Below are 23714 nucleotides of genomic sequence, written 5' to 3' on the forward strand. Positions count from 1 at the left end.
CTTTCCGAAAATTTTCTGGCAATGGTATTATTTATTGAAAAAAAATTTCTTTTGGACAACCTCCCCAATCAGAACCTGAGTATAGATTCTATTGTATATCATAAGGAGAACCCTATTTTGCATCCTGACGATAAAAATGATAAAAAAAAGATTCTTGTCAATTTCCAGATGCTGAACAATAGGTATTTAGAAACAGAACATCGGTTTTATGATGAAGTATTGAAACTTCAGATACAATTGTTCGTTTTGGAGATGTGGAATATTTTTGCCAATCAGTTGGATAGACGAAGACGTTCGTTACAGGCAGGAACACTTTATGAAAGATTTCTACAATTGGTAGAAGATAATTGTATGAAGGAACGTGAGGTGCAGTACTACAGTAATCGACTCAATGTTTCTCCAAAATACTTGAATCAGATCTGCAAAGCAAATACAGGTGTTCCTGCTTCTCAGTGGATACAACGTCTTACAAAAGACCGAATAGTTGTTATGTTGCGGAACAAGAATATGAATGTTTCAGAAATTGCAAATGAAATGGAATTTTCTAGCTATTCATTTTTTACTCGATATGTAAAAAAGGTGTTAGGAGTTAGTCCAAGCGAATATAGACGACAGTTCTAAAATCTGTTTCTAATCTAGGTCTTAAATTACATTGCCAAGAATACCTCAATTGTAGTTTTTCGACGAACCCTTGATCAATTTTATCTTCATGCAGCATCCTCTAAAAAACAGTTTTTACTGGTCTGAATATCCTAAATCAGATCGGTATTATTTTTACTTAAAATAATAGACTTTTTTTAAATGTAAACACATCACAAGGATTTACTTGCTGATGTCGGAACAATCGAAACGTTTTACAAGATCTTGGCAGTTTCTGCTCCAAGAATCTTTGGTTTCTTAAAAGTATGTCTTTATATTTATTAACTGTTTGAGAAATCGGAGGTCTCCTAAAACAGGAAATTTTTCCAAATGACCAAATATAAATATAAGATTAAAAATGGTTTATAAATATTTATCATTCAGTATAGCAATAACATTTATTTCGTTTATTGTTGGAATGGCCGTTAATGCAGTCTTGAAAAAAACAAAGTTTTACAACAATGGATTATCAGACTTTTGTTTTATTAGAAGCGAAAAATTGAACAAATGGTTTGGAGTTGGAATTGTTAAATGGACGGTGAAAAATACACCATTTAAATTTTTTAATCAAAAACTTAAACTGAGTAATAAAATTGAAAAAACCGACTTGCATAAATTGCGTGAAGAAATGACAAATTCAGAAATTGAGCATTTAATAGGTTTTGTTTTTGTAACAATTTTTGCCTTAGTGAAATTTAATAAGACTGAATGGCTATTTGGTTTGACAATAATGATCGTGAATATATTGATGAATTTAAACCCTTCTTTATTGCAACAACAGAATAAAAGAAGAATTGATAAATTAATAAAAAAACTGTAGCTAACATCTGTTTGGTAATAAGGCCACTGAAACGGCTCTATTAACCATATATACAAGGTATAAGTTAAATGATTATGGGCAAGGTGCATGAAAATAGGGTCATTCAGAAAGTTTTATCATAAACCCCGTTTTAAAAAGTAAATTATGGAGCATACTGTTATCGACAAAGTTGCCTTAATTAATATATCCAATAGAAAGGTATTGAGTACTCTTTCCAAGTCAAAGAATAAGCTATATTTCCCTGGAGGAAAGAGAGAAAATAATGAGTCTGATTTAGAATGTCTCAAAAGGGAGATATTCGAAGAACTCAATGTACACATTATTGATGGCACTGTCAGTTTCTTTGGTTGTTTCGAAGCCCCCGCTGATGGTCGCAAAGAAGGTGTTGTGGTGCAAATGCTATGCTATATTGCTGAATTTGAAGGCGCTTTGATAGCGTCGAACGAAATAGAATCATTTGAATGGATAACCTACAAGGATAAGCACAGAACTTCTCCAGTAGACCACTTGATATTGGAGCAATTAAAGAGCTTTAAATTAATTGATTAGCTTTTGAATAAATCTAAAGGAGATGCCATATCGAGTCTTATCGATGGAAAACGGAATTCTTTTAAATTTTATAATTAAGTTTATCAGACTTGCATCTCGGGAATTATCTTCTTGAAATTACTTTATTAAAAAAATAATATGGAACATGATATAGAAATTAGTATTTCTGAACGTAGAAACATTGAACCTGAAGAGATAATTAACTTATACCGTGCTAACGAATGGAGCTCTGCAGATAAGCCTGCAGAGCTTTATAATGCGTTGCGTAATTCGCACTCATTGATCACTGCATGGGACAATGAACAGCTCGTGGGGCTTGGTAATGCTATTTCTGACGGCCATCTAGTTGTATACTACCCTCACCTACTCGTACATCCGGATTATCAGGGCAAAGGTATCGGTAAAATGATCATGGATAAGATGCAGGAGAAATATGGTTCATTTCATATGCAGATGCTTACTGCTGATGGCGACGCTACAGAATTCTACAAGAAAATGGGGTTTTCACGTGCTGGCCAAACCGAACCGATGTGGATTTATAAGGGCAATGAGCATTAAGGTGATATATTGAAAAGTCACCTTAATGTAGGCCCCGCTATACCTTTTGTTTGTCTAGATATTATGCATAAGAATGGTTGAAGTGGAATTCTCATATTTCTTACGGACTTTAATGATCATTCGCTCAGCTCATCACTTTTTTGAACAGGTCTTTAATATGATTAATTTCCTGATTATGGGTCGTTTTTTTACGTGTTCCAAAATAAAGCGTATTCTTTAGCTTCTTGTCTCCTTCCCATACCAATTGGATTTCGCCACTTTGTATTTCATCATGACATAAGAAATCAGGGATAACAGCCAGACCGCTTCCTCCGCTCAGGCAGCGCACAATGGAATTGAGATTTGGTACAATATAGTTTGGTCTGAAATCTGGCTTTTTCCCAAAGTTCAGACTCCAGAATTGAAACAAATGTTCCATATCGCCCGTAGTTTCCATACCATTTGTGCTGTTTTAGCCAAAGTTCAATCTTTGTCCTGTTTTTCGTTTTGTGAACATCTTTGAATGCTTTCAGGTCAATGTCTTTTCCCCCGACCAATACGATATTTTCACAAGAAAATGCCTCATGTTCAATATTGGGAGATACGCCTTTTTTTGGCGTGATGATTAGGTCTAAAATGCCCTTCTCCAATTGATCCAGCATTTCCGGATACTCACCAAAGCTGATGATCAAATTAAAAGGCAATGTGGATACATATTGCTCCAAAGTAATCTGAAAGGTTTCAAAGCACATGCCAACGCTGATAGTTGGGGTATGCTTTTCGGTAGACTGCTGAAAATTCTTTTCAATCTCTTCTAGTTTTGTCAGCGGTTCCACTAATGCATTGAAAAGTACCTTTCCTCGTTCCGTTGGAATCATTTTGCGGCCAGTGCGGTCAAATAGCTTATAGCCCACATAAGATTCCAAAGAACTTAAATGTAGACTTACTCCCGGTTGGGATATGAATAAGGCTCCAGCTGCACCTGTCAATGTGCCTGTTTTGTAAATCGCCTTAAAAGTGCGATACCATTCTAAGTTAACCATGATACTAAAATTACTATGTAAAGGTATAAATTGTATTACTTTAATAATAGTATGTTCTGATTTAATTTATCCTAAAATATAATATTGAGCTGATAAACAATTGAAATAGGTATAAAAGCCAAGTATTGAGTAGTTATTATAATTATGATATCAGGCTATTAATTAGGTTATTTTCGTAATAGAAATTACTGTTATACTTTTGTATCAGAATTTAAAAACGATCAAACATGAAACATGTATTAATCATAAATGCAGGACAAAAATTTGCTCATTCCGGCGGAAGATATAATCAGACAGTTACCAAAAACACGCTTTCCTTTTTTGAAAGATTCGAAAACGTTGAAGTGAAATTGACCAATATCGAAGACGGATATGACAATGAAGAAGAAGTAGAGAATTTCGTCTGGGCAGATTACATCATCTATCACACACCCATGTGGTGGTTTCAGATCCCTAACGGATTTAAAAAATACATTGATGAAGTCTTTACGGTTGGACACAAGAAAGGAATCTATAACAGCGATGGGCGTACTTCGAAAAACCCTGAAATCAACTATGGCACTGGAGGTATGTTACAAGGCAGGAAATATATGGTAACAAGCAGTTGGAATGCCCCGAAGACAGCATTTACGCTACCTGGTGAATTTTTTAACGAAACCAGCGTTGACAATGGCCCTTTGTTCGGCTTCCACCGTATGAATGCTTTTGCCTCACTTGAAAAAATGGAGAGCTTCCACTTCTATGATGTAGAAAAAAACGCTGACGTTACAAGAGATATGACTGAATATACCAAACATCTTGAAAAGGTTTTTGGACAACAATTAAAAAAATGAAGATCCATTTAACAGCCATTATTATGGTTAAAGAACAATACCGTGAAGAAGTTGCTTCCATATTGCAAAACATGGTGCTTCAAACCCGAAAAGAAGAAGCATGTGAGCTCTACAATCTCCATCAAGGTTTGGAAGATCCAAACCTATTCACATTCTACGAAATATGGAAAAGTAGGGACGGTTTAACGGAGCACAATGATCAACCCTACATCAGGGCATTTGGAGAACTTGTTACGGAGAAGTTACAGGAACAACCGACAATTTTTTTAACAACATTACTATAAAATCTACACAAAATGGAATATAGAACATTAGGAAATACAGAACTGAAATTATCTACTATTACACACGGTGCTTTCGCAATCGGAGGAAGTATGTGGGGCGGCAATGAGAAGAAAGACTCCATCGACTCTATCCATGCTTCACTGGATCATGGTGTTACTAGTATTGACACAGCTCCCTTTTACGGCTTTGGTCTAAGTGAAGAAATAATCGGTGAAGCTATTAAAGGAAAAGACAGAAGCAATATCCAATTGTTAACCAAGTTCGGGTTGGTTTGGGATGAAAGCAATGCAGGTAAAGGTGAATTTTTTTTTGATGCTGAAGAAGGTGGAAAGAAAATACCTGTTTACAAATATGCAGCTAAAGCGAGCATTATTAAAGAGGTTGAAGAAAGCCTAAAACGCTTGGGCACGGATTATATAGACTTATTACAGCTGCATTGGCCAGACAATTCAACAAGCATCGGAGAAACGATGGAAGCACTAGATGTATTGATACAACAGGGTAAAATCCGTGCCGCTGGAGTCAGCAATTACAGTGTAGATCAATTAGGCGAAGCTTCAATAACCTTTAAATTAGCCAGCAATCAGGTTTCTTACAGTATGTTGAATCGTACGATCGAAAATGAATTGGTGCCCTATGCACTGGAAAATGAATTGGGAATTATCGTGTACAGTCCAATGGAACGAGGCTTGTTAACAGGTAAATACTTCAAAGAAAGCAAACTAAAAGGCGATGACCACCGAAATGGTTATTTCTCCCAATTTGATCTGGCAAAAGTAAAATCTTTTTTGCAGGCAATTGAACCTATTGCAAAAAGCAAAGGTTCTACACTTTCGCAACTGGTCTTACAGTGGACGATCCTTCAACCCGGGATCAGTGTTGTTTTGGCTGGAGCCAGAAATGCAGAGCAGGCAATTGCCAATGCACAGGCACTTGATTTCAAGTTGTCGCAAGACGAATTGAGAGTCATAGACAATGAACTTTTAAAAATATAAAAGTTGAAAGCAAAGGAATATTTAAAAATAATGACAGTAGGTGCCTCTGATATTTAACAATATATCAGAGGCACCTATGTTTTGAAGTGGATGATATAAATACCGACATTAAACGCCTTATAAAATTAGAATCGAATCCAATTAGGTAAGCCAATATTAAATCTTTTCTTTATGTCAGTAATTGATGTAGCGTTTTCGTTTGTAATAATAGTACAAACGAAAACGCTATTTGACATTTCCCAAATGACTACATAACTATAAGGTTCTTTAACGAAGTGTATCTGCTGATTCAGATGGCAACAGTTTCGTTTCAGATGCTATTTTCTCCAGTTCAGTCACTTATCTCTTTCTTAAACGGTCGAATCTCCTGTTCTTTGTGCCTGAAATTTTAATCATAAAAAAATGGTCATGCAAGAATTCAAAGCAAAGAACAATTTCAATCTATATATAGCCGTATTTGCTTTCGGTTTATTATTTATTTCATGTGGCGGACAACAACAGGATGTATCATATGAACAGCAAGCTATTCATGCTGATTTCATTGAACTAAAAGAATCTCCAACCACCATCGTAGAAACTTATCCGGGTACCATAGAGGGAACAGTCAATGTCGATATTAGAGCACAGGTTTCTGGTTACCTCGAAGCAACATATGTGAAGGAAGGGCAATACGTACAAAAAGGACAATCACTGTTTAAGATCAAAAGTGACGTATTCAATGAACAGATTAATAACAGTAATGCGTCTTTACAATCGGCTTTGGCTTCTCAAACCAACGCACAGGTCGAACTTGAGAAAATAAAACCGTTAGTTCAGGGGAAAGTTGTTTCAGAGCTACAATTAAAAACTGCACAAGCTCAATATGATGCGGCGACCGCACAAGTTGCTCAGGCAAAATCAGCGCTGAGCTCTTCCCAGCTGAATGCTGCTTTCGCAATTATCAAAGCACCGGTAAGTGGATATATCGGACGTATCCCGAGCAGAGTCGGAAATTTGGTAACACCTTCCGATGCTAATCCACTAACAAGCCTGTCCGAAATAGACCAAGTGTTTGTCTACTTCAATCTCAATGAGGCAAAATTTATTGCATTCATGAATGATAGAAAGAATGATGCAGGAATGAACACGGTAGAAATTATCATGGCCGATGGTAACCGATATAGTCAAAAAGGTCAGGTCGAAATCGCAAGTGGTAACATTGATCGTAACACGGGAACAATAGCGTTAAAGGCAGTATTTGCAAATCCTGATAAAATTTTACGTTCGGGCGGAGCTGCTCGTGTTGTTTTAACAAAGAATCTAAATAGTGCAGTTACCTTACCGATGGCGGCAGTGAAAGATATACAGGACAAGTTTTTTGTTTATGTACTCGCTGATAGTAATAAAGTGGCCATGAAAGCTATCGAAATAAATGGTAGAACAGGTTCAGATTATATCATCAAATCGGGTGTAATATCGGGCGATAAAATAGCGGTAAATAGTATTGACCAATTGACAGAGGGAGTCGCTGTTCAACCTAAAGTAATAAGTCAAGACTCATTGAAAAATTAATTTTTAGACGAGTATCAACATGTTAAAAAAGATTATAGATAGACCAGTAATGGCCACCGTTATTTCGGTTGTGCTATTAATATTGGGCGTTATAGGGTTATTAAGACTCCCTGTAACAAGGTTTCCAGATATTTCACCACCAACTGTCATGGTGTCGGGAAGTTATCCAGGGGGAAATAGTGAGGCTGTTATCCGTTCTGTAGTTACACCTCTGGAGGAACAGATTAACGGAGTCGAGAACATGCAGTACATCAAATCAACTGCAAGTAATGATGGTTCTTTTTCCATTTCCATCATCTTCAAACAAGGTGTCAATCCTGACCAGGCCGCTGTAAACGTGCAGAATAGAGTACAACAGGCTACGCCGATACTTCCTCAAGAGGTAATCCGGATGGGACTGACAACCTCAAAACAACAAAATAGTATGATCATGATCTTCAACGTATACACGGATGATAATGATAAATATGATGAGTTGTTTCTACAAAATTATGTCAACATCAATGTCATACCCCAGATCAAACGTGTACCTGGTGTAGGCCAAGCACAAGTATTTGGCTTAAAGGACTATTCGATGCGTGTTTGGCTCAATCCGCAGAAAATGGCCTCTTATGGTTTAGAACCTGCTGATGTCAGTAATGCAATCGGTACCCAAAGTTTAGAAGTGGCACCGGGTAAATTGGGTGAAGAATCAAATGCAGCTTTGGAGTACGTGATGCGCTATAAAGGTAAAAAGAGCCAGCCTCATGAATATGAAAATATCGTTGTAAAACGAGATGGTGAACTTTTGGTACGCTTGAAAGATGTAGCCCGTATAGAGTTTGGTTCACTTAGTTATAGTGGAAATACAACCATGAGCGGTAAAAATTCAGTTACTGTTGCGATTCTCCAGACTACGGGGTCGAATGCCAATGATATCGAAATCGGTGTACGCGATGTACTGAAGAGTGCCTCCAAAAATTTTCCTCCAGGCGTGGATTACACGAGTTTGATGAGTACAAAAGAACGACTTGACGAAGCTACAGGGCAGGTAAAATCTACTTTGATTGAAGCATTTATACTTGTGTTTATCGTCGTATTCTTATTTTTACAAGATTTTAGATCCACCATCATACCTGCAATTGCGGTACCGGTAGCGATCATAGGAACATTCTTCTTTCTACTTGCTTTTGGTTTTACCATAAACGTACTGACACTCTTCGCACTCGTGTTGGCAATTGGTATTGTCGTCGATGATGCTATTGTCGTCGTCGAAGCCGTCCATAGTAAAATGGAAGGCACCAATATGACCGGTAAAGAGGCAACTCATAGCGCTATGGGTGAAATCACTGGCGCAGTTATCTCGATTACATTAGTGATGTCGGCTGTCTTTATACCGATCGGATTTATGACAGGTTCTGCGGGTATTTTTTATAAGCAGTTTGCTTATACCTTAGCAATTGCCATTATCATTTCGGCAGTAAATGCATTAACCCTTACTCCTGCTCTATGTGCTTTGTTATTGAAAAATAATCATGCCGATGGTCATCATGGCGAATCTGAAAAACAAGGATTTGGGAAGCGATTCTTTACAGCATTCAATGCTGGCTTTGAAAACCTAACGGGTAAATACATTAAAGGATTACGATTCCTAATTGTTAAAAAGTGGATCGGTGCAGGTTTAGTTATTCTGATTACTGCATTAGCAGGCTGGATGATGATCAGTACACCAAAAAGCTTTGTTCCTATGGAAGATGATTCATTTATTATCTTCAGTTTAAGTATGCCTCCGGGTACTGCCTTAGATCGGACAACTGCTGCTGCTGCACGTGTAGATGATATGTTGGAAAAAGAAGAATCTGTACAGAATAGTACCATTATTACAGGATTCAATATTTTATCTAATAGTGCCAGTCCAGCATATGCGATGGGTTTTATCAAGTTGAAAGATAAAAAAGATCGTGGTGAAGAGAAAGACATCGATGTGATTTTAGGAAATCTAACAGCACAGTTTGCGACTGTCAAGGAGGCTACTATAATGGCTTTTAGAAGTCCTCCGATAGATGGCTACGGGGTAACAAGTGGTGCCGAAATCGTTCTACAGGATAAAAGCGGGAAATCTCCTGAAAAACTGAAACAGATGTCTGATGAGGTTATCGGACAAATTATGCAGCAACCCGGGGTACAGTTTGCCTATACGACATTCCGTACCGATTTTCCACAGCTAGAACTTGAAGTCGATGAGGATAAAGCTCAGCAAATGGGCGTTGAAATCAGTAACATGATGAACGTAATCCAAACCTATTTCGCAGGTGATCAATCCATGAACTTTACCCGCTTTGGTAAATTCTACCGGGTCAATGTAAAGGCTGATGGAATATTCAGAACAGATGAAGATTCATTTAATGAAATATTTGTACGTAATGACCAGAATCAAATGGTTCCAGTAAAGTCGCTGGTGACACTACATAAGGTCTATGGCCCAGAGTCCTTAAGCAGATATAATTTGTTTAACGCACTTACGATTAGCGTAGTGCCTTTACCAGGGGCTAGTAATGGTGATATCATGGATAATCTGGAGAAAAATGTCTTAAGCAAACTCCCTTCGGACTATGGATATGAATGGACTGGATTAAGTTTAGAGGAAAAGTCTGCAGGTAACCAAACGATGATAATTTTATCGTTGTGTCTCCTATTTGTCTACTTCTTATTGGCAGCACAGTATGAAAGTTATCTATTACCTCTAGCAGTTCTCCTGTCTATTCCGACAGGTATAATTGGGGCATTTGCTTCAATCAAAGCAATTGGATTGGATAATAACATTTATGTACAGGTAGGTTTAATTATGCTTGTGGGTCTATTAGCTAAAAATGCAATCTTAATCATAGAATTTGCCGTACAACGTCGGGCAGCAGGTTCTTCTATCGTAGAGTCTGCTATTGATGGAGCAAAATCGAGGTTACGTCCTATCATCATGACCTCTTTGGCTTTTATTGCAGGTATGATTCCATTGATGTTTGCGACAGGTGGCTCGGCAATGGGTAATAGGTCGATCAGTACGGGGGCAGCAATTGGGATGCTTTCAGGCGTAATATTAGGTGTATTTGTAATACCGATCCTTTATATACTCTTTCAATATCTTCAGGAAAAGATATCGGGTAAAAATAAAAATCAAAAAATTCAAAATGTTGAATAATGGCATTATCTATAAATAATATAATTTACGGTGTTGGAGTGGCAACTTTATTGTCCTCTTGCTCTGTAAACAAAAAGTATATTCGTCCAGAGTTGGAGACTCCGCAAAATTATAGGAATACGGTTGAGGTGACAGGTGATACCATTAGTCTTTCCTATAAAACCTTCTTTAAAGATACTCATTTGACGGCTTTGATCGATAGAGCACTTGAAAAGAACAAGGATATATCGGTCGCTATGATGAGTCTCCGTCAGCTAGATCTTTCCTATAAACAGGCAAAATTGGGACTTGTTCCAACGGCAGATCTTTCGATATCTGCGGCAAGAAACTATTTGTCAAAAAGTTCTATGAACGGTTCTTTGAGCGAACAATTTACAGGGAATCAGTATATGGATGATTACTCTGCTACGCTTACTGTTGCATGGGAAGCAGATATCTGGGGTAAAGTAGCGATGCAAAAGGAATCTGCAAGAGCAAACTTCTTCATGCAACACGAAAATCTGTCTGCATTAAGAACACGTATCGTAAGTCAAGTGGCACAGGCTTACTACAATTTAATTACATTGGATGAACAGCTTAAAGTTGCTTCCCGAAATATTGAATTAAGCGATACTACGCTGCAGATGATTCAACTTCAGTTTCAGTCGGCACAGACCAATTCACTGGCAGTCAATCAAGCTGAGGCGCAATTGAAAACTGCCGAATTACTTGTTCCGCTTGCCAAGCAAAATATTGCTGTACAGGAGAATGCATTGCGTATTCTGTGTGGATCATTCCCAGATAGTGTCCAACGTGCAAATACATTGGACAGTACTCCATTTGTTGAAAGTTTCCCTTTGGGTATACCTGCAGATCTGCTCAGCAGGCGCCCTGATGTAAGAGCTGCAGAATATGCTGTTGTAGTTGCCAACGCGAATACGGGTCTTGCCAAGGTAGAGATGTACCCATCCTTTAAGCTCACTCCTTCGATAGGTATCAATTCGTTCCAGTTTAACAACTGGTTTGATTTACCCGGGTCCCTTGTTAAGAATATTGCGGGTAATATTACACAGCCAATTTTTCAAAATAAGAGATTAAAAACGGCATATGAAATAGCTAAAATTGAACAGGAAAAATCTGCAGAACAATTCCGACTGGCAATGATGACAGCTGTTGGAGAAGTATCTGATGCTTTAGCAAAAAGACAGCATATCCGTGAACGTATGCTCTTGATAGATCAGAAAAAATCAGCATTGCAAAAAGCTGTTAATAATGCCATGTTGCTCTATAAAAGTGGAATGGCAACTTATCTTGATGTGATTACGGCACAGAATGGTTCTCTTCAAAATGATCTTGAAGCTATCTCAATCCAAAAAGAGAGATTTGATGCAACCACAGATTTATATCGTGCCTTAGGTGGTGGAGTTGAATAACAAAACTGCAATGAATAGGTGAAAAAACGATCGGCTCTAATTTCAGAGCCGATCGTTTTCTTTGAAACCTCACTGATATAGCATTAATCTATAAACATGGTGATACAGATTATGAATCAAGCCATTCTTTTAATAAAGTCGACTTTTCTCTGCTCACAATTATCTCAAAATCCGAATCGGAAATGATTATTTTAAGTTTCCTATTGAAATAGTTCACTAATTGATTGACCGCATCTATATGGATAATGAATTGGCGGTTAGCTCGAAAAAATAGTTTTGGATCGAGTTGCTTTTCAATATCATCAAGACTCATATTTAAAATGACATCTTTACCATTTTTCAAACGTGCTTTCGTCAGTTTTGAGTCCATATAAATGATAGACACGTCGGTGACCAATATCGTTTGAAAACCATCCCGATAGGGTATTAAAAATCTAGAACGATAGTCTTTCTTCTTGATATAGTTGAGTAATTTGTCTATCGACAATTGATTTTCCGCAGGTGCTTTAAAAGCATTTACTTTGTCTAATGCTGTTTTTAGCTCTTCTTTTTGAACTGGTTTTAATATATAATCTACGCTGTTATATTTGAAAGCCTGTACTGCATATTCATCATATGCAGTTGTAAAAACAATAGGGCATTGGATCGTGACTTTATCAAAAATATCAAAACTCACCCCATCAGATAGGCGGATATCCATCATGACCACATCTGGTTCTTCATTTTCCTTGAACCAGTCCACTGTATCCATAACACTATCCAAGACCGCAATAATAGTCACATTTGGATCTATCTCTTTAATTAAGCGTTTAAGACGGTCTGCATTGAGTTTTTCATCCTCAACTATTACTATTTTCTCTATCATACTCTATTAATTGAATAGAAACTTTGAAGGTATATTTATCTTGATTGACCTCTGGAATCTTTTTCCCCAAAAGTTTAAATCTACTGCTTATATTTTTTAATCCTATTCCAGTTGATATAATCTTACTGTTATCAATAGGAGAAAGTGTGTTTTCAACAACTATTCGTCCAACCTCAGGATTTGATATATTGATAATCAGTGGTTTTTTTTGATTAGTAGTATTATGCTTGATAGCATTTTCAATCAATAACTGTAATGTTAGCGGTGGTATATAGTAATTTCTACTGTGATCCTGAATTTCAATATTAAAATGTACAGCCGTACCTACCCTATTTTCTATTAAAAATATATATGAACTGAGAAATTTGACTTCATCATCTAAACAAATTAGATTCTTTTTACTATTTACAAGTAGAAATCGATACACTTTCGCGAAATTTTCGGAATACTCAAATCCGAGTTGTTGGTCTTCTAGAATCAATTCAGATAATACACTGAGGTTATTAAAAATAAAATGTGGATCAAGCTGTAGCTTTAAAGTATTGAGTTCTGCTTCTACAGATGCCTGTTTCAATTCAGCTGCTTGAATCTTATGCTGAGACATTTCCAACGAGGTATCTATCCAATTATTAATGAGATAGCTCACCGTATTAACGCTTATAATCATAAAGGATATGAGCAAGCTTGTCACTATCCACTGTAAAAATCCTGTAATTTCCTCAACAGAATTTATGTCAGGTAAGTCGGAATAAATCAAAGAAAAACAAAGCATATTCATCAAGATCAGGATAACAACGACACTGAAATTGAGGAAAACTTCAAGAAATAATCGCTTGCTCTTATTTTCTGTCCAAGGTACTCGAGAATTTAGTTTTTTATGGATAAATACGCTAGATCCAGATATTAGATAGCAAAATAGAAATGACACTGTCCATTCAGTAAAAATTTCGTGGAGTTTTCTATTGAAATATTCTTTCCAAAAAATACTATATGGATCTAATATATACGAAACAAGATAAAATAATATAAATGCAAAAAAAACTAACAGCATTTGTTTGAAACGAGTTGGTAAAAATCGTTTATCTATTTGACCCATAATTGTATATTTTTTTATCTATTGATAATTCACAGATGGCTTCATGGTATATTCACCTATCCACTTCTGTCATTGTGAGTTTCAATTCGACTTATTCTATCAACTAATAATGACTTCACTTAGCTTATTAAAAATCCGGGAATTATTAATTGTGCAGAACTTTAGTTATGTCGTCTATTCTTCCTTTTACAAAGGTGGCATTTATTGACTGAATATAACAGTAATTATTCTCTCAACCCACAAAATTGATTCCTGAATATGACCTTTCTTACATTGAGGCGTAAAGTTAATATCGATAAAACCTTAAGCGAGCTAAATTTTGATTCGATAATAAATAGATTTCCATATTCACGATTAACGATTGGGGGATTTAAGTATAGTCATGTAAGGGTTTTATTTGTAAGTCCACACGCTCATCCTTCAACTGAAGGATACGAACGCTTATGTACTAATTGGACGATTACCTGACTTAAGGTACGAGCATCAAAATTGGAATCTTGGTGTGGACCGCCATTTTTTTTGAAGCTCTTTTTTGAAAGAATGTAGCCAGAAATCCCAATTTCCGAGGCACAGTAACTAAGATGTCAATTTCGTGGTCCTCTGCATAAGAGCTAAGCATTTCAATCATGTTTTCTCCTTCCAAATAAGAATAGGATGGTTCAAGACTATCTAAACTTGTATGTAAAAATGACTGCTCCTCTATCAATTCTGCCGCTGACTGCTTACCTTGAACGCTTACATTAACAACATGCCAATTTAAATTAAAAAATTTCTGAATTCGGAATATCGTTTTTACAGGTAGCCTTTCTCGTAAATGTGATAGATCTACAGCCAAGAGCGCATTTCTATATACATGTGCCGGATTCATTTCTGGTACCAATAACAGATTGTAGGCATGTGTTTGTATAAGATCGATTGTCGTTGATCCGATACTATTTTTGCCTCCATCGTCACTTCCTCTCAAACCAACCACAATGAGGTCGATAATTTCACTTTCAGAGATTCGGAGAATACCTTCTTTAACGGTCAATTTATCGTAATGTGCACCTACCTCTGTCATGGGAGAAATGTTCAACAGTTCTTGTTTTAGAAGGCGTAATTTTCCAGATACATCAGCTATTTCTGCCTCATCCATCAGCGGAGGTGGTAACATAAAATCTCCTGTACTATAAAACCCGTTATTAAAATATGCAAGCGAGTGATAAATAATTACATTCTTAATTTTTGTCTGTTTAGCAACGGTCAATAGCTGATTAAAGGCATGCCGAGCGGGGACAGAAAAGTCAGTTAAAAAAACAATTGTTTCCATGGTATTGAATTCTTTATACGGTTTTTCAATGGGGTATTTTATCTCTTAAACAATCTTGCAAATACAAAAGTTTGAGAATTCGCTTAATAAATTAGGTTTATAATCATCGATGAAAATATTTCCATTTAGGAATCGAAATACAAAACATAGCACTTCGATTTTGTCATTTCTAAATCTTTTTTTTAAATAAATTATTATTTATTAATGCTATAATCGTAATATTGCGATGTATTAATATTCTACTATGGGAATTACAAAAACAGATTACTTTACTGATCAACAAATGCTCATATCCAAAATCACAAAGGCACTTGGACATCCTGCTCGTATTGCAATAATAGAATATCTTTTAAAAGCCAATACCTGTATTTGCAGTGATATTGTAGAAGAATTACCTCTTGCACAGTCTACGATTTCACAACATTTGAAAGAGTTAAAAAATGCTGGTCTTATAAAAGGGAGTATTGAAGGTGCGTCAATATGCTACTGCATAGACGAAAACACATTCAGATTCATGAAGTCCTATTTTGGAGACATCATCTTGTCTGTGAACGATCAAAAATGTTGTTAAAATTTTTCACCTACATACATCGTAATATAACGATGTATTAATATAGTATTACAATGAAATTATCAGAAATTAAGCAAATCCTTCCAACATTAGAAAATGTTGAATTCCAATTAGAAGATGGAACATTCGTTCCAGAACATTTCCATGTTACGGAAGTTGGTCAGGTCATTAAAACATTTATTGACTGTGGCGGTGTAACCCGTACAGAAAACACTGTAAATTTCCAACTATGGAATGCCGATGATTACGAGCACAGATTGAAACCTGGAAAGCTATTGCATATCATCGAACTATCTGAACAGAAATTAAACATCGGGGATCATGAGATTGAAGTAGAGTATCAAAGTGGAACGATTGGGAAATATGGGTTAGATTTCAATGGAAAGAATTTCGTATTAACAAACAAGACAACTGCATGTTTAGCTCAGGATGCTTGTGGTATTCCCACCCCATTGACAGTTGTTGCTTCTAGTACGAATAGCTGTACACCAGGTTCAGGCTGTTGTTAATCATAACACCATTATGAACGCTAAATTAAACAACACCATTTCGAGCATTCTAAAGTTAAAAATCAATCAAGGGCGCAAATCTGTTTTACAGCCTTTGATTGACTATATCCAAAATAAAGTTTCATCTGGCTCAGATATCAACATCAATTTTATTTGCACCCATAATTCACGAAGAAGTCACCTGTCTCAAGTATGGGCACAAATAGCCGCTACATATTATGAGATAGCAAAGGTAAATTGTTATTCAGGTGGTACAGAAGCAACAGCGATGTTTTCTAAAATTGCAGAAACATTTGAACATGCAGGACTCGATGTCAATATTATTTCCAATACTTCGAATCCAATCTATGCGCTAAAATATGATAAAAATGCATTACCGATAATAGGGTTTTCAAAAAAATACGATACCCCTTTCAATCCGCAATCCATGTTTGTAGCTATTATGACCTGTTCACAGGCAGACGCTGGTTGCCCTTTTATTGCCGGTGCCGAAAAACGCATACCCATTACTTATGAAGACCCTAAAATTTCAGACAATACTGAACAACAGGATCAAGTATATAAGAACCGAAGTTTAGAGATTGCATCCGAAATGTTTTACATCTTTTCAAATATCAATTAATACATTATGCAAGTCAAAATGAAGTTTCTAGATCGGTATCTAACCCTCTGGATTTTCCTTGCCATGGGAATGGGGATACTTATTGGAAATTTATTCCCAGGTATTTCCAATGTAATGGATAGCATGTCAATTGGGACGACAAATATTCCATTAGCTTTCGGATTAATAGTCATGATGTATCCCCCACTGGCAAAAGTAAACTATAATTTACTGCCTTTGGCCTTCAAAGATAAAAAGGTACTTAGTTTATCACTTGTCCTGAATTGGTTTGTTGGACCTATCTTGATGTTTATTCTAGCAATTCTCTTTTTAAGAAATGAACCTGATTATATGGTGGGATTGATTCTTATTGGTCTCGCGAGATGTATTGCCATGGTAATCGTATGGAATGACCTTGCAAAAGGGAATAGAGAATACGCAGCACTTCTGATTGCTTTAAACAGTATTTTTCAAGTATTCTTTTACAGTTTATTCGTATGGTTGTTCATCAATGTTTTACCGTCATATTTTGGATTTGCAGCATATACGGTTTCAATTGAAATGAGCGAAGTCATAAAAAGCGTATTCATCTATTTGGGAATCCCTTTTTTAGCTGGGTTTTTAAGCCATAGATACCTCGCTAAAGTAAAAGGTGAAAATTGGTACAATCGTAAGTTTATACCTTTCATATCCCCATTCACTCTATATGCTTTATTATTTACGATTGTCCTCATGTTTAGCCTCAAAGGTGAACAAATAGTTCAATTGCCCATGCAGGTTGTTAAAGTGGCAGTACCATTGGTAATTTATTTTGTACTGATGTTCTTTATTAGCTTTTTCATGAATAAATCTATGCAGGTGGACTATGATAAGAATGCGGCTATATCCTTTACAGCTACTGGAAATAATTTCGAGCTAGCTATTGCAGTGGCTATAGCGGTGTTTGGGATACACTCGCCTCAGGCATTTGTGGGTGTTATAGGTCCATTGATTGAAGTACCAGTATTAATTCTCCTAGTGAGGACTAGTCTTTGGCTTAAAAAGAAATATTACAGCTAGAAACAGATACTTGAATAGGCATTGATTTTTTATCTCTTTACCTATACATGCCTAGGTAAAGAGATAAAACCGCTATTTAAGTTAAGAAATAGTCTCAGGATTAGAAAACTATTATTGATAAATTAGGTGTTTTTTCCGCATCACTTTATAGATTTCAAGACCCTGTTTTCCAACCTTTACGAATTTCCGCCTCAGACTTACCTGCAATAATAGTAATAGGATCTATATATTAGCGCTTCATGAGTCCCCATTGTTTATTTGGTTCTGGCCCCATTTCAAGTACAAGCTCCCCACCTTTTAATAGTTCGGAAGCATCAAAATAAAACGTATCGAGTCTCTTTCCATTTAGAGTAGCTGCTTGCACGTACATATTCTGTTTACTGTTATTATGAGCCTTTATCACGAATTGCTTGCCTCTACCATACCTATTATCCAGTTTGATCGTTATTTCTTTAAACATCGGGCTCCCAATTTCATATACCGGATTACTTCGGGTACCACCATCCATCTGGAACAAACCGATTGCGGTCATAATATACCATGCGCTCATCTGTCCCTGATCCTCATCTCCCAGATAAGCATTGGAAATTCCCTGTCCATAATAACGTTCGGCGATGGAACGGCTATATTTTTGAGTCAACCAAGGTTTGTTCATATAATTGAAGATGTAGGCAAAATGCATCGATTGCTGGTTACCCTGAACGACTGGGTAATCCCAATATTGGTCATTTGGTCCATTATAACGCCATTTTTCGCTTTCCCCAAATCCCCATTCTAATCGCTTCAATAAAACATCTTCGCCTATCCACTTTGCAAGTCCAGGTAGATCTTGTGGCACAAAGAAAGTCAACTGCCAAGCATTTCCTTCTACATAATGATGATTTGCACCTGATTTAAATGGATCAAAATCTTTTAACCATGCTCCTTTTGAATCCTTCATCCGTGAATAGCCTGTCGTGGTATCTATTGCATTTTTCCACCATGTACCACGATCATTGAAATATTCATAATCAGCGGTTTTATTTAACGACTTAGCAAATTGACCAACCGTCCAATCATCATAACTATATTCCAGACTATTAGAAAATCGTCCCAAATCTGATGGAACATACTTATACTTGAGGTAGACATCTAAATCTCGATTTCCAGCGAAACCACCCTCAAATTTCAATGGACTGGTCATCTGCATCTTTTTCACTGCTGCAAATGCCTTTTGAACATCATAATCGCGAATCCCCATTTGATATGCTCCGACTATCAGTGGGATTTCGTGTTCTGCAACCATAACGGGGATATACTCCATCCCTGCCGGTCCTTTAGCTAACCATCCGTCGGCGTCGTACATGGCCAATTGTGATTTGACCCATTTACTCGACCACTCTGGAGTCACGAGATTCCAAAATTGGTTCAGATTCCAAAAAGTATTCCAGAAGGCATCACAGCCAAGCGCTAGATCGTTCTTATCACCTAGCACACGGACAACTTCGCGCGAATCTCGCCATTGACCGTTGCTATCGCTAAAGGTATTTCTACTGGCTAATGCCCGGTACATATTTGTATAGAATTTTTCCTTCTCCAGATAGTCATCAGAAGTAATCTCCAATCTACCAAGTAATTCATTCCACACAGCGTGCTGATGAGCAACAACCTGATCGAAAGACCACTTAAATGGTTGACTGATTTCCTCTCGAAGATTTTCCTCAGCATTTTCGATGCTGACATAAGAAACACCCGTACGTAATTGTACCGTTTTCTGTTTGCGTACATCGAACTCCACAAACATACCTGCATCAGTAACGTTTGTACCTTCACCATCATGAATATAGCTGATACTATCGCCTTCCCATGTCCCGAAGTTGATAATCGGACGATCAAATTCAATTGCAAAATGGACGATATAATCCTGCTTAGCATCGGTAGACCAGACGTTTTCAGAAAGCTGACTGCTATATCCGATGATTTTGGTATCGGAAACTTTTTTCAACTTATAGTTTACAATCTGGTAAGGATACTCACCATTGACTTTCAGATCGATCATCACACGTCCAGTATCCGATTTATTGAACGTGTAACGCTGAAAGCTGGCACGCGTAGTTTGTGTCAGGTCGACATCGATATCATGATCGGTCAACTTCACGTGATAAGAACCCAAAGGAGCATGTTCCGTCATTTTATCAATGCGTGAGCGATAACCCGAATCGGGATCATACTGGTCTCCAACCTTCGTTTTTAGTTTACCCGAAGTAGGGAAAGTACCCAATCCTGCCATAGTCCATTCATGAATATGACTAAAAGCACCTATCGATTCCATCGAAGGTTCATAACCCGCTTGCCAACCGACATTCTGGTTGTCAGGACTTAGCTTTACCATGCTAAAAGGCATCCACGGTCCTGGAGCAATCATCCATCGGGAGTGGGCTGTACCCATCATGGTATTAACATAGTCGGATACTCCGCCAAGTCGCTTAGCTGCTCTTATGAATTGCTGACGAGCCGATAGCTTATCATTGATGTAGATTTCACATATACTCTTCTTACGTTCCTTTACAGCTGCAAGAGGCAACTCCAAGAGCGATAAGCCTTTGTTTAAACTTCCTTGGTAAATAGGCTTCCCATCTACCAAAACTTTGATGTTTTGGTCATCTTTGAGACGTAGCACCTCAACTAAAAGATTTTGTACCCGCCCTGAAGCACTATTATATTCAAAATCGGCGACCTTAATCTGTTTCACCAACGTATTATAATCTGTGATAAGTTTTGTTTTTTCAGGTCCCAATAGCTGAAAAGAATCAAATTCTACCCAGCCACCTTTCAGAACTGTTAATGTGATATGGTTGTATCCTGAACGAAGTAAGGATGGGTCAGGCTTCACAATGAGCTTCTTTTTACCCAGAGCCCCAACACCTGGTTGGCCTGTGCCTGCACCATTTTCGATAGCATAATTATAGTTTTTGCCATTGATCGATACCTGCAAGGTAGGATGATTCTTAGGATCAGAATTAACCAAATCGACTTCGAAATTATAAGAATCAGTGGCATTTACTTGATCTAAAACATAGTAAAAATTGAGAAAATGAGTCCGTAGCCCCGAGGTAGGCCCTGTACCTCCCCACTCATTTGCAGGACCCGGAAGTACATAGGGTACATCTTTACGCAACTGACTTTGACCAATGATGACTTGTTTATCCTCATATCCCATATCATGGGCTAGAAAATTTTTATAATCTCCTGGCGATAGTGCAAACTCCGCACTAGAAGAGTCGGCAGTACCCAATTGCCAAATCACACTTTGCTGTGCTAAGGCTGATTGCCCAAAAACAAGAAAAAGTATTCCCGTTGTTAATAAAAATCTACTGTGCCTATTCATAATCACTGTCTTTATTGGTCATTTATTCAGAGCCTGTCCCACTTTCTTTAAAAAATGGATCACTCATAGGCTCTTAGCGTGAAAAATACCGAATCTTTACTGATGTTACAGGCATAGCTTATGCTACAGAATATAAAATTTGTTCGTGTATTTCAATGAATGATATAGACATAAGAAGTACTTGCACACGATTAGAAAGAATAATTTACTCGGTTTACGATACAATAATAAAACTTTGTATCTACATATGCAAGAATTAAAAATAGATTGTACATACATGTATTGTCTAATGCTTATTACAAAACTATGTTAATAAAGAATGTAACAAAAATACAAATGTCAAATACTGTTAATAATAAAGCCATCCTTAATAGAATGGCTTTATTATCCTATCGGTTATTAGCCAACCTTGATATCTTGAGCTGGTTTAAAAGACGACACGTCTTTTGGTAAAATAACTGTCAAGACTCCGTCTTCGTAGCTCGCCGTTAAATTTCTTGTAGATACCTGTTCGTTCAATTGGAAAGATCTTTGGAATGATTGCGGCACGAATTCGCGATACATGTACTGCCCCTCGGATTCATACTCTTGGTCTTCAATTTGATAAGAAATGGTCAGGATCTTATCTTTTAACTCAATTTTAAACAGTTCTTTTTTTAGGCCTGAAGCGTATAACTGTAAAGTGAAAAATTCCGCATTCTCCTCAATATTTACAGGTGGTCGACTATTTATCGATTCCTCCTTTCTTAATTTCCCAAATTGTTTTTCGAATAGATTTTTCAAATTTCCATATCTTTCAAAACAGTCAGTCGTGTTGTTATTGTTATTGTTATTGTTATTAAACATTGTCTTTTTATTAATATTAATGAATGGGAATAATCGCAAAGTTAGATTGAACGTCAACAGATTGCGGACGAACCGCTGTATAAGATTCTGTTTGCGGATCTGGTGAAATGGCACTTCTGTGGCCGTGTAATACTTTCCGGGATTTTCTATTTCGCATTTTAGCTGCTATAAGCATTATTGCTGTGCCTAAAACAGTACACATTATTAATAATTTAAATAGAAGTCCAAGGACAAAGGTCAGCAATCCAACAATGAGGGTAGCGCCTATAAGTTTTGGTATGATAAATCTCATTTTATTTTTCATGTCTTGTTAATAATTATTTCAAAGGCCTTTAAATAGAAGACGCATGAACAATAATAATACTTTAAACAAACGATACTTTTTTGAGCATAAAAATCAATTATCAAGGATAATCATTGAATAAACAGTATTTTAAGACATAAAAAAGGGCAGAGAAATAAAATTCTCTGCCCTTTTTTTCGGTTTCTAGGCAATCCATATCCTAATACTAAATTTGATTTTCATCATCATTTTTACGATCTTGACATACGGATGAGAACCTACGCTTCCATTCTTCTTTAAATTTGGATCGGTCATCATCTGTCATATGCCGACATGGTGAATTGAAGTCACGTTTATTGCATATTCTATTCCCTCTACCTTTAAATCTAAATCCTCCAAAAAGAATCTTAGATAAAAGTAGGATTCCAAATGCCTGCCAAAACGAGATGGTCTTCATGCCAAATATTTCGGGAATGAGCACATTCCATAATAACTGCACTCCCCATACAAATAGTAAGGCAAGTATGATCACGCAGGGTATTATAAATAAAAACTTACCCTTTTTATTGCTACTAAATCTATTGTTCATATCTTATCTATTATATTCGATTTCATCGTATAGCGCACGAAGTCTTTTTCGAAGATGCTTGACTGCGTAACCTTTACGGCTAATGATGGTCTTAATGCTTTCACCTTCTTGATCAGCGATCTCTTGTAAGGTCATCTCCTCAATCTCATGCCATAAAAAAGTATTCTTTTGTTTCTCGGGCAATTCATCTAAAGCTTTCATAAGATGATTCCAAAAAACATCTTTAAACATCTTCAATTCTGCATCATTTGTATCGTCGGAGAGCAATAGTTCTTTTATCTGCAATCGCCCTTCATCATCTTCATAACTATGATCTTCGAGAGACTCTGTCTTTTTCTTTCGATAAAGGTCTGTTATTTTATTTTTAGCAATTGCATAAAGCCATCCGCTTATGTTCTCAAGCTGATCAATATTAGTAAGTCGGCTAGTCTGATACCAAACTTCTTGTAGAATATCTTCAGCATCTTCTATTTTCTTCACCTTTCCATTAATGAAACGAAGCAATTGAGTGCCGTAGTTTTTGACAACCTCGGATATAGAAGATGATTCTTTATAAGACATGTTTAAAGTATGAATAGCGTTCATATACTTAGTAGACGGATATCACAAGTTTTTACTTTAAAATATTTCAATAAATGTACTAGATTATTTTGATGATATTAAAATATCTTGAATCCTATCTTTATTGCTACATAAAGGCTTTGAAACGATGCTATGTTCGTTTTTCAGAGCTGTCAGTACTTTCAATGATAGCAATTCAAAGTAACACGATGGGCGAAC

At 36.7% G+C, this 23714-nt stretch carries 24 protein-coding genes; 14 read left to right on the forward strand and 10 right to left on the reverse strand.

All coding sequences use genetic code 11. The features are described from left to right. Positions 1–21 precede the first annotated feature (21 nt). The 4 genes from ACFX5U_RS11250 (at position 22) to ACFX5U_RS11265 (ending at position 2566) form a co-directional block, all read left to right on the forward strand. On the forward strand, positions 22–621 hold the full coding sequence (locus ACFX5U_RS11250) for a helix-turn-helix domain-containing protein (protein WP_400263508.1): 600 nt from the start codon (positions 22–24) through the stop codon (positions 619–621). A 376-nt stretch (positions 622–997) separates the two neighbouring features. Further along, positions 998–1459 (forward strand): hypothetical protein, encoded by a 462-nt coding sequence (locus ACFX5U_RS11255; RefSeq protein ID WP_400263509.1) that lies wholly within the window; start codon positions 998–1000, stop codon positions 1457–1459. Between the two features lie 144 nt (positions 1460–1603). Continuing rightward, a complete protein-coding gene (locus ACFX5U_RS11260; RefSeq protein ID WP_400263510.1) occupies positions 1604–2008 on the forward strand; it encodes an NUDIX domain-containing protein in 405 nt (134 codons plus the stop codon). Between the two features lie 138 nt (positions 2009–2146). Beyond that, complete coding sequence (locus ACFX5U_RS11265; protein WP_400263511.1) at positions 2147–2566, forward strand: GNAT family N-acetyltransferase; 420 nt, start codon at positions 2147–2149, stop codon at positions 2564–2566. A gap of 124 nt (positions 2567–2690) precedes the next feature. Here the strand turns inward: ACFX5U_RS11265 and ACFX5U_RS11270 are convergent, their stop codons facing one another. Continuing rightward, positions 2691–2894: a hypothetical protein gene (locus ACFX5U_RS11270; protein WP_400263512.1), complete on the reverse strand. Its 204-nt coding sequence runs from the start codon at positions 2892–2894 to the stop codon at positions 2691–2693. Then, positions 2851–3588 carry a LysR family transcriptional regulator gene (locus ACFX5U_RS11275; RefSeq protein ID WP_400263513.1) on the reverse strand — a complete coding sequence of 246 codons (738 nt, stop codon included), beginning with the start codon at positions 3586–3588 and terminating at the stop codon, positions 2851–2853. The genes ACFX5U_RS11270 and ACFX5U_RS11275 overlap by 44 nt, the downstream gene beginning before the upstream one ends. A gap of 227 nt (positions 3589–3815) precedes the next feature. On the opposite strand from ACFX5U_RS11275, the gene ACFX5U_RS11280 reads away from it, so the two are divergent. The 6 genes from ACFX5U_RS11280 to ACFX5U_RS11305 all read left to right on the forward strand — a co-directional run bounded on the left by ACFX5U_RS11280 (position 3816) and on the right by ACFX5U_RS11305 (position 11839). Continuing rightward, complete coding sequence (locus ACFX5U_RS11280) at positions 3816–4421, forward strand: NAD(P)H-dependent oxidoreductase (protein WP_038697841.1); 606 nt, start codon at positions 3816–3818, stop codon at positions 4419–4421. After that, a complete protein-coding gene (locus tag ACFX5U_RS11285; RefSeq protein WP_400263514.1) occupies positions 4418–4705 on the forward strand; it encodes a putative quinol monooxygenase in 288 nt (95 codons plus the stop codon). Before ACFX5U_RS11280 ends, ACFX5U_RS11285 begins: the two co-directional genes overlap by 4 nt. Positions 4706–4717: 12 nt before the next feature. Further along, positions 4718–5701 carry an aldo/keto reductase gene (locus ACFX5U_RS11290; protein WP_400263515.1) on the forward strand — a complete coding sequence of 328 codons (984 nt, stop codon included), beginning with the start codon at positions 4718–4720 and terminating at the stop codon, positions 5699–5701. A gap of 408 nt (positions 5702–6109) precedes the next feature. Beyond that, entirely contained in the window at positions 6110–7252 is a 1143-nt protein-coding gene (locus tag ACFX5U_RS11295; protein ID WP_400263516.1) for an efflux RND transporter periplasmic adaptor subunit, read from the forward strand. A gap of 19 nt (positions 7253–7271) precedes the next feature. Further along, positions 7272–10427 (forward strand): efflux RND transporter permease subunit, encoded by a 3156-nt coding sequence (locus tag ACFX5U_RS11300; RefSeq protein WP_038697833.1) that lies wholly within the window; start codon positions 7272–7274, stop codon positions 10425–10427. Continuing rightward, positions 10427–11839, forward strand: coding sequence for an efflux transporter outer membrane subunit (locus ACFX5U_RS11305; protein WP_400263517.1), 1413 nt, complete (start codon positions 10427–10429; stop codon positions 11837–11839). Before ACFX5U_RS11300 ends, ACFX5U_RS11305 begins: the two co-directional genes overlap by 1 nt. Positions 11840–11948: 109 nt before the next feature. On the opposite strand, the gene ACFX5U_RS11310 is transcribed toward ACFX5U_RS11305, so the two are convergent. The 3 genes from ACFX5U_RS11310 to ACFX5U_RS11320 form a co-directional block, all read right to left on the reverse strand. Then, positions 11949–12704, reverse strand: a complete 756-nt coding sequence (locus ACFX5U_RS11310) for a LytTR family DNA-binding domain-containing protein (RefSeq protein ID WP_280567533.1) — start codon at positions 12702–12704, stop codon at positions 11949–11951. After that, positions 12679–13800, reverse strand: coding sequence for a sensor histidine kinase (locus tag ACFX5U_RS11315; protein WP_400263518.1), 1122 nt, complete (start codon positions 13798–13800; stop codon positions 12679–12681). The genes ACFX5U_RS11310 and ACFX5U_RS11315 overlap by 26 nt, the downstream gene beginning before the upstream one ends. 469 nt (positions 13801–14269) lie before the next feature. Continuing rightward, on the reverse strand, positions 14270–15109 hold the full coding sequence (locus ACFX5U_RS11320; protein ID WP_400263519.1) for a universal stress protein: 840 nt from the start codon (positions 15107–15109) through the stop codon (positions 14270–14272). Between the two features lie 244 nt (positions 15110–15353). Here ACFX5U_RS11320 and ACFX5U_RS11325 point away from each other — a divergent pair, with 244 nt between their 5' ends. Genes ACFX5U_RS11325 through arsB form a run of 4 tightly spaced genes read left to right on the forward strand, consistent with a single transcriptional unit; the run spans position 15354 to position 17849 of the window. Then, positions 15354–15680, forward strand: coding sequence for an ArsR/SmtB family transcription factor (locus ACFX5U_RS11325; RefSeq protein WP_400263520.1), 327 nt, complete (start codon positions 15354–15356; stop codon positions 15678–15680). 53 nt (positions 15681–15733) lie between these two features. Then, positions 15734–16189 carry a DUF6428 family protein gene (locus ACFX5U_RS11330; protein ID WP_038697821.1) on the forward strand — a complete coding sequence of 152 codons (456 nt, stop codon included), beginning with the start codon at positions 15734–15736 and terminating at the stop codon, positions 16187–16189. 13 nt (positions 16190–16202) lie between these two features. Then, a complete protein-coding gene (locus ACFX5U_RS11335) occupies positions 16203–16811 on the forward strand; it encodes a protein-tyrosine-phosphatase (protein WP_400263521.1) in 609 nt (202 codons plus the stop codon). A gap of 6 nt (positions 16812–16817) precedes the next feature. Beyond that, complete coding sequence (gene arsB, locus ACFX5U_RS11340; protein ID WP_038697817.1) at positions 16818–17849, forward strand: ACR3 family arsenite efflux transporter; 1032 nt, start codon at positions 16818–16820, stop codon at positions 17847–17849. Positions 17850–18078: 229 nt separating this feature from the next. On the opposite strand, the gene ACFX5U_RS11345 is transcribed toward arsB, so the two are convergent. The 5 genes from ACFX5U_RS11345 to ACFX5U_RS11365 all read right to left on the reverse strand — a co-directional run bounded on the left by ACFX5U_RS11345 (position 18079) and on the right by ACFX5U_RS11365 (position 23495). Next, positions 18079–21216 (reverse strand): GH92 family glycosyl hydrolase, encoded by a 3138-nt coding sequence (locus ACFX5U_RS11345; RefSeq protein ID WP_400263522.1) that lies wholly within the window; start codon positions 21214–21216, stop codon positions 18079–18081. 399 nt (positions 21217–21615) lie between these two features. Continuing rightward, positions 21616–22062, reverse strand: coding sequence for an Hsp20/alpha crystallin family protein (locus tag ACFX5U_RS11350; protein WP_400263523.1), 447 nt, complete (start codon positions 22060–22062; stop codon positions 21616–21618). Between the two features lie 16 nt (positions 22063–22078). Beyond that, positions 22079–22366 (reverse strand): hypothetical protein, encoded by a 288-nt coding sequence (locus ACFX5U_RS11355; RefSeq protein WP_400263524.1) that lies wholly within the window; start codon positions 22364–22366, stop codon positions 22079–22081. A 205-nt stretch (positions 22367–22571) separates the two neighbouring features. Further along, positions 22572–22934 carry a hypothetical protein gene (locus ACFX5U_RS11360; protein WP_400263525.1) on the reverse strand — a complete coding sequence of 121 codons (363 nt, stop codon included), beginning with the start codon at positions 22932–22934 and terminating at the stop codon, positions 22572–22574. Positions 22935–22937: 3 nt separating this feature from the next. Then, positions 22938–23495 carry a sigma-70 family RNA polymerase sigma factor gene (locus ACFX5U_RS11365; protein ID WP_280567509.1) on the reverse strand — a complete coding sequence of 186 codons (558 nt, stop codon included), beginning with the start codon at positions 23493–23495 and terminating at the stop codon, positions 22938–22940. Positions 23496–23714: the final 219 nt, after the last annotated feature.

The sequence above is a fragment of the Sphingobacterium sp. SG20118 genome (assembly GCF_044740685.1).
Taxonomy (GTDB): Bacteria; Bacteroidota; Bacteroidia; order Sphingobacteriales; family Sphingobacteriaceae; genus Sphingobacterium.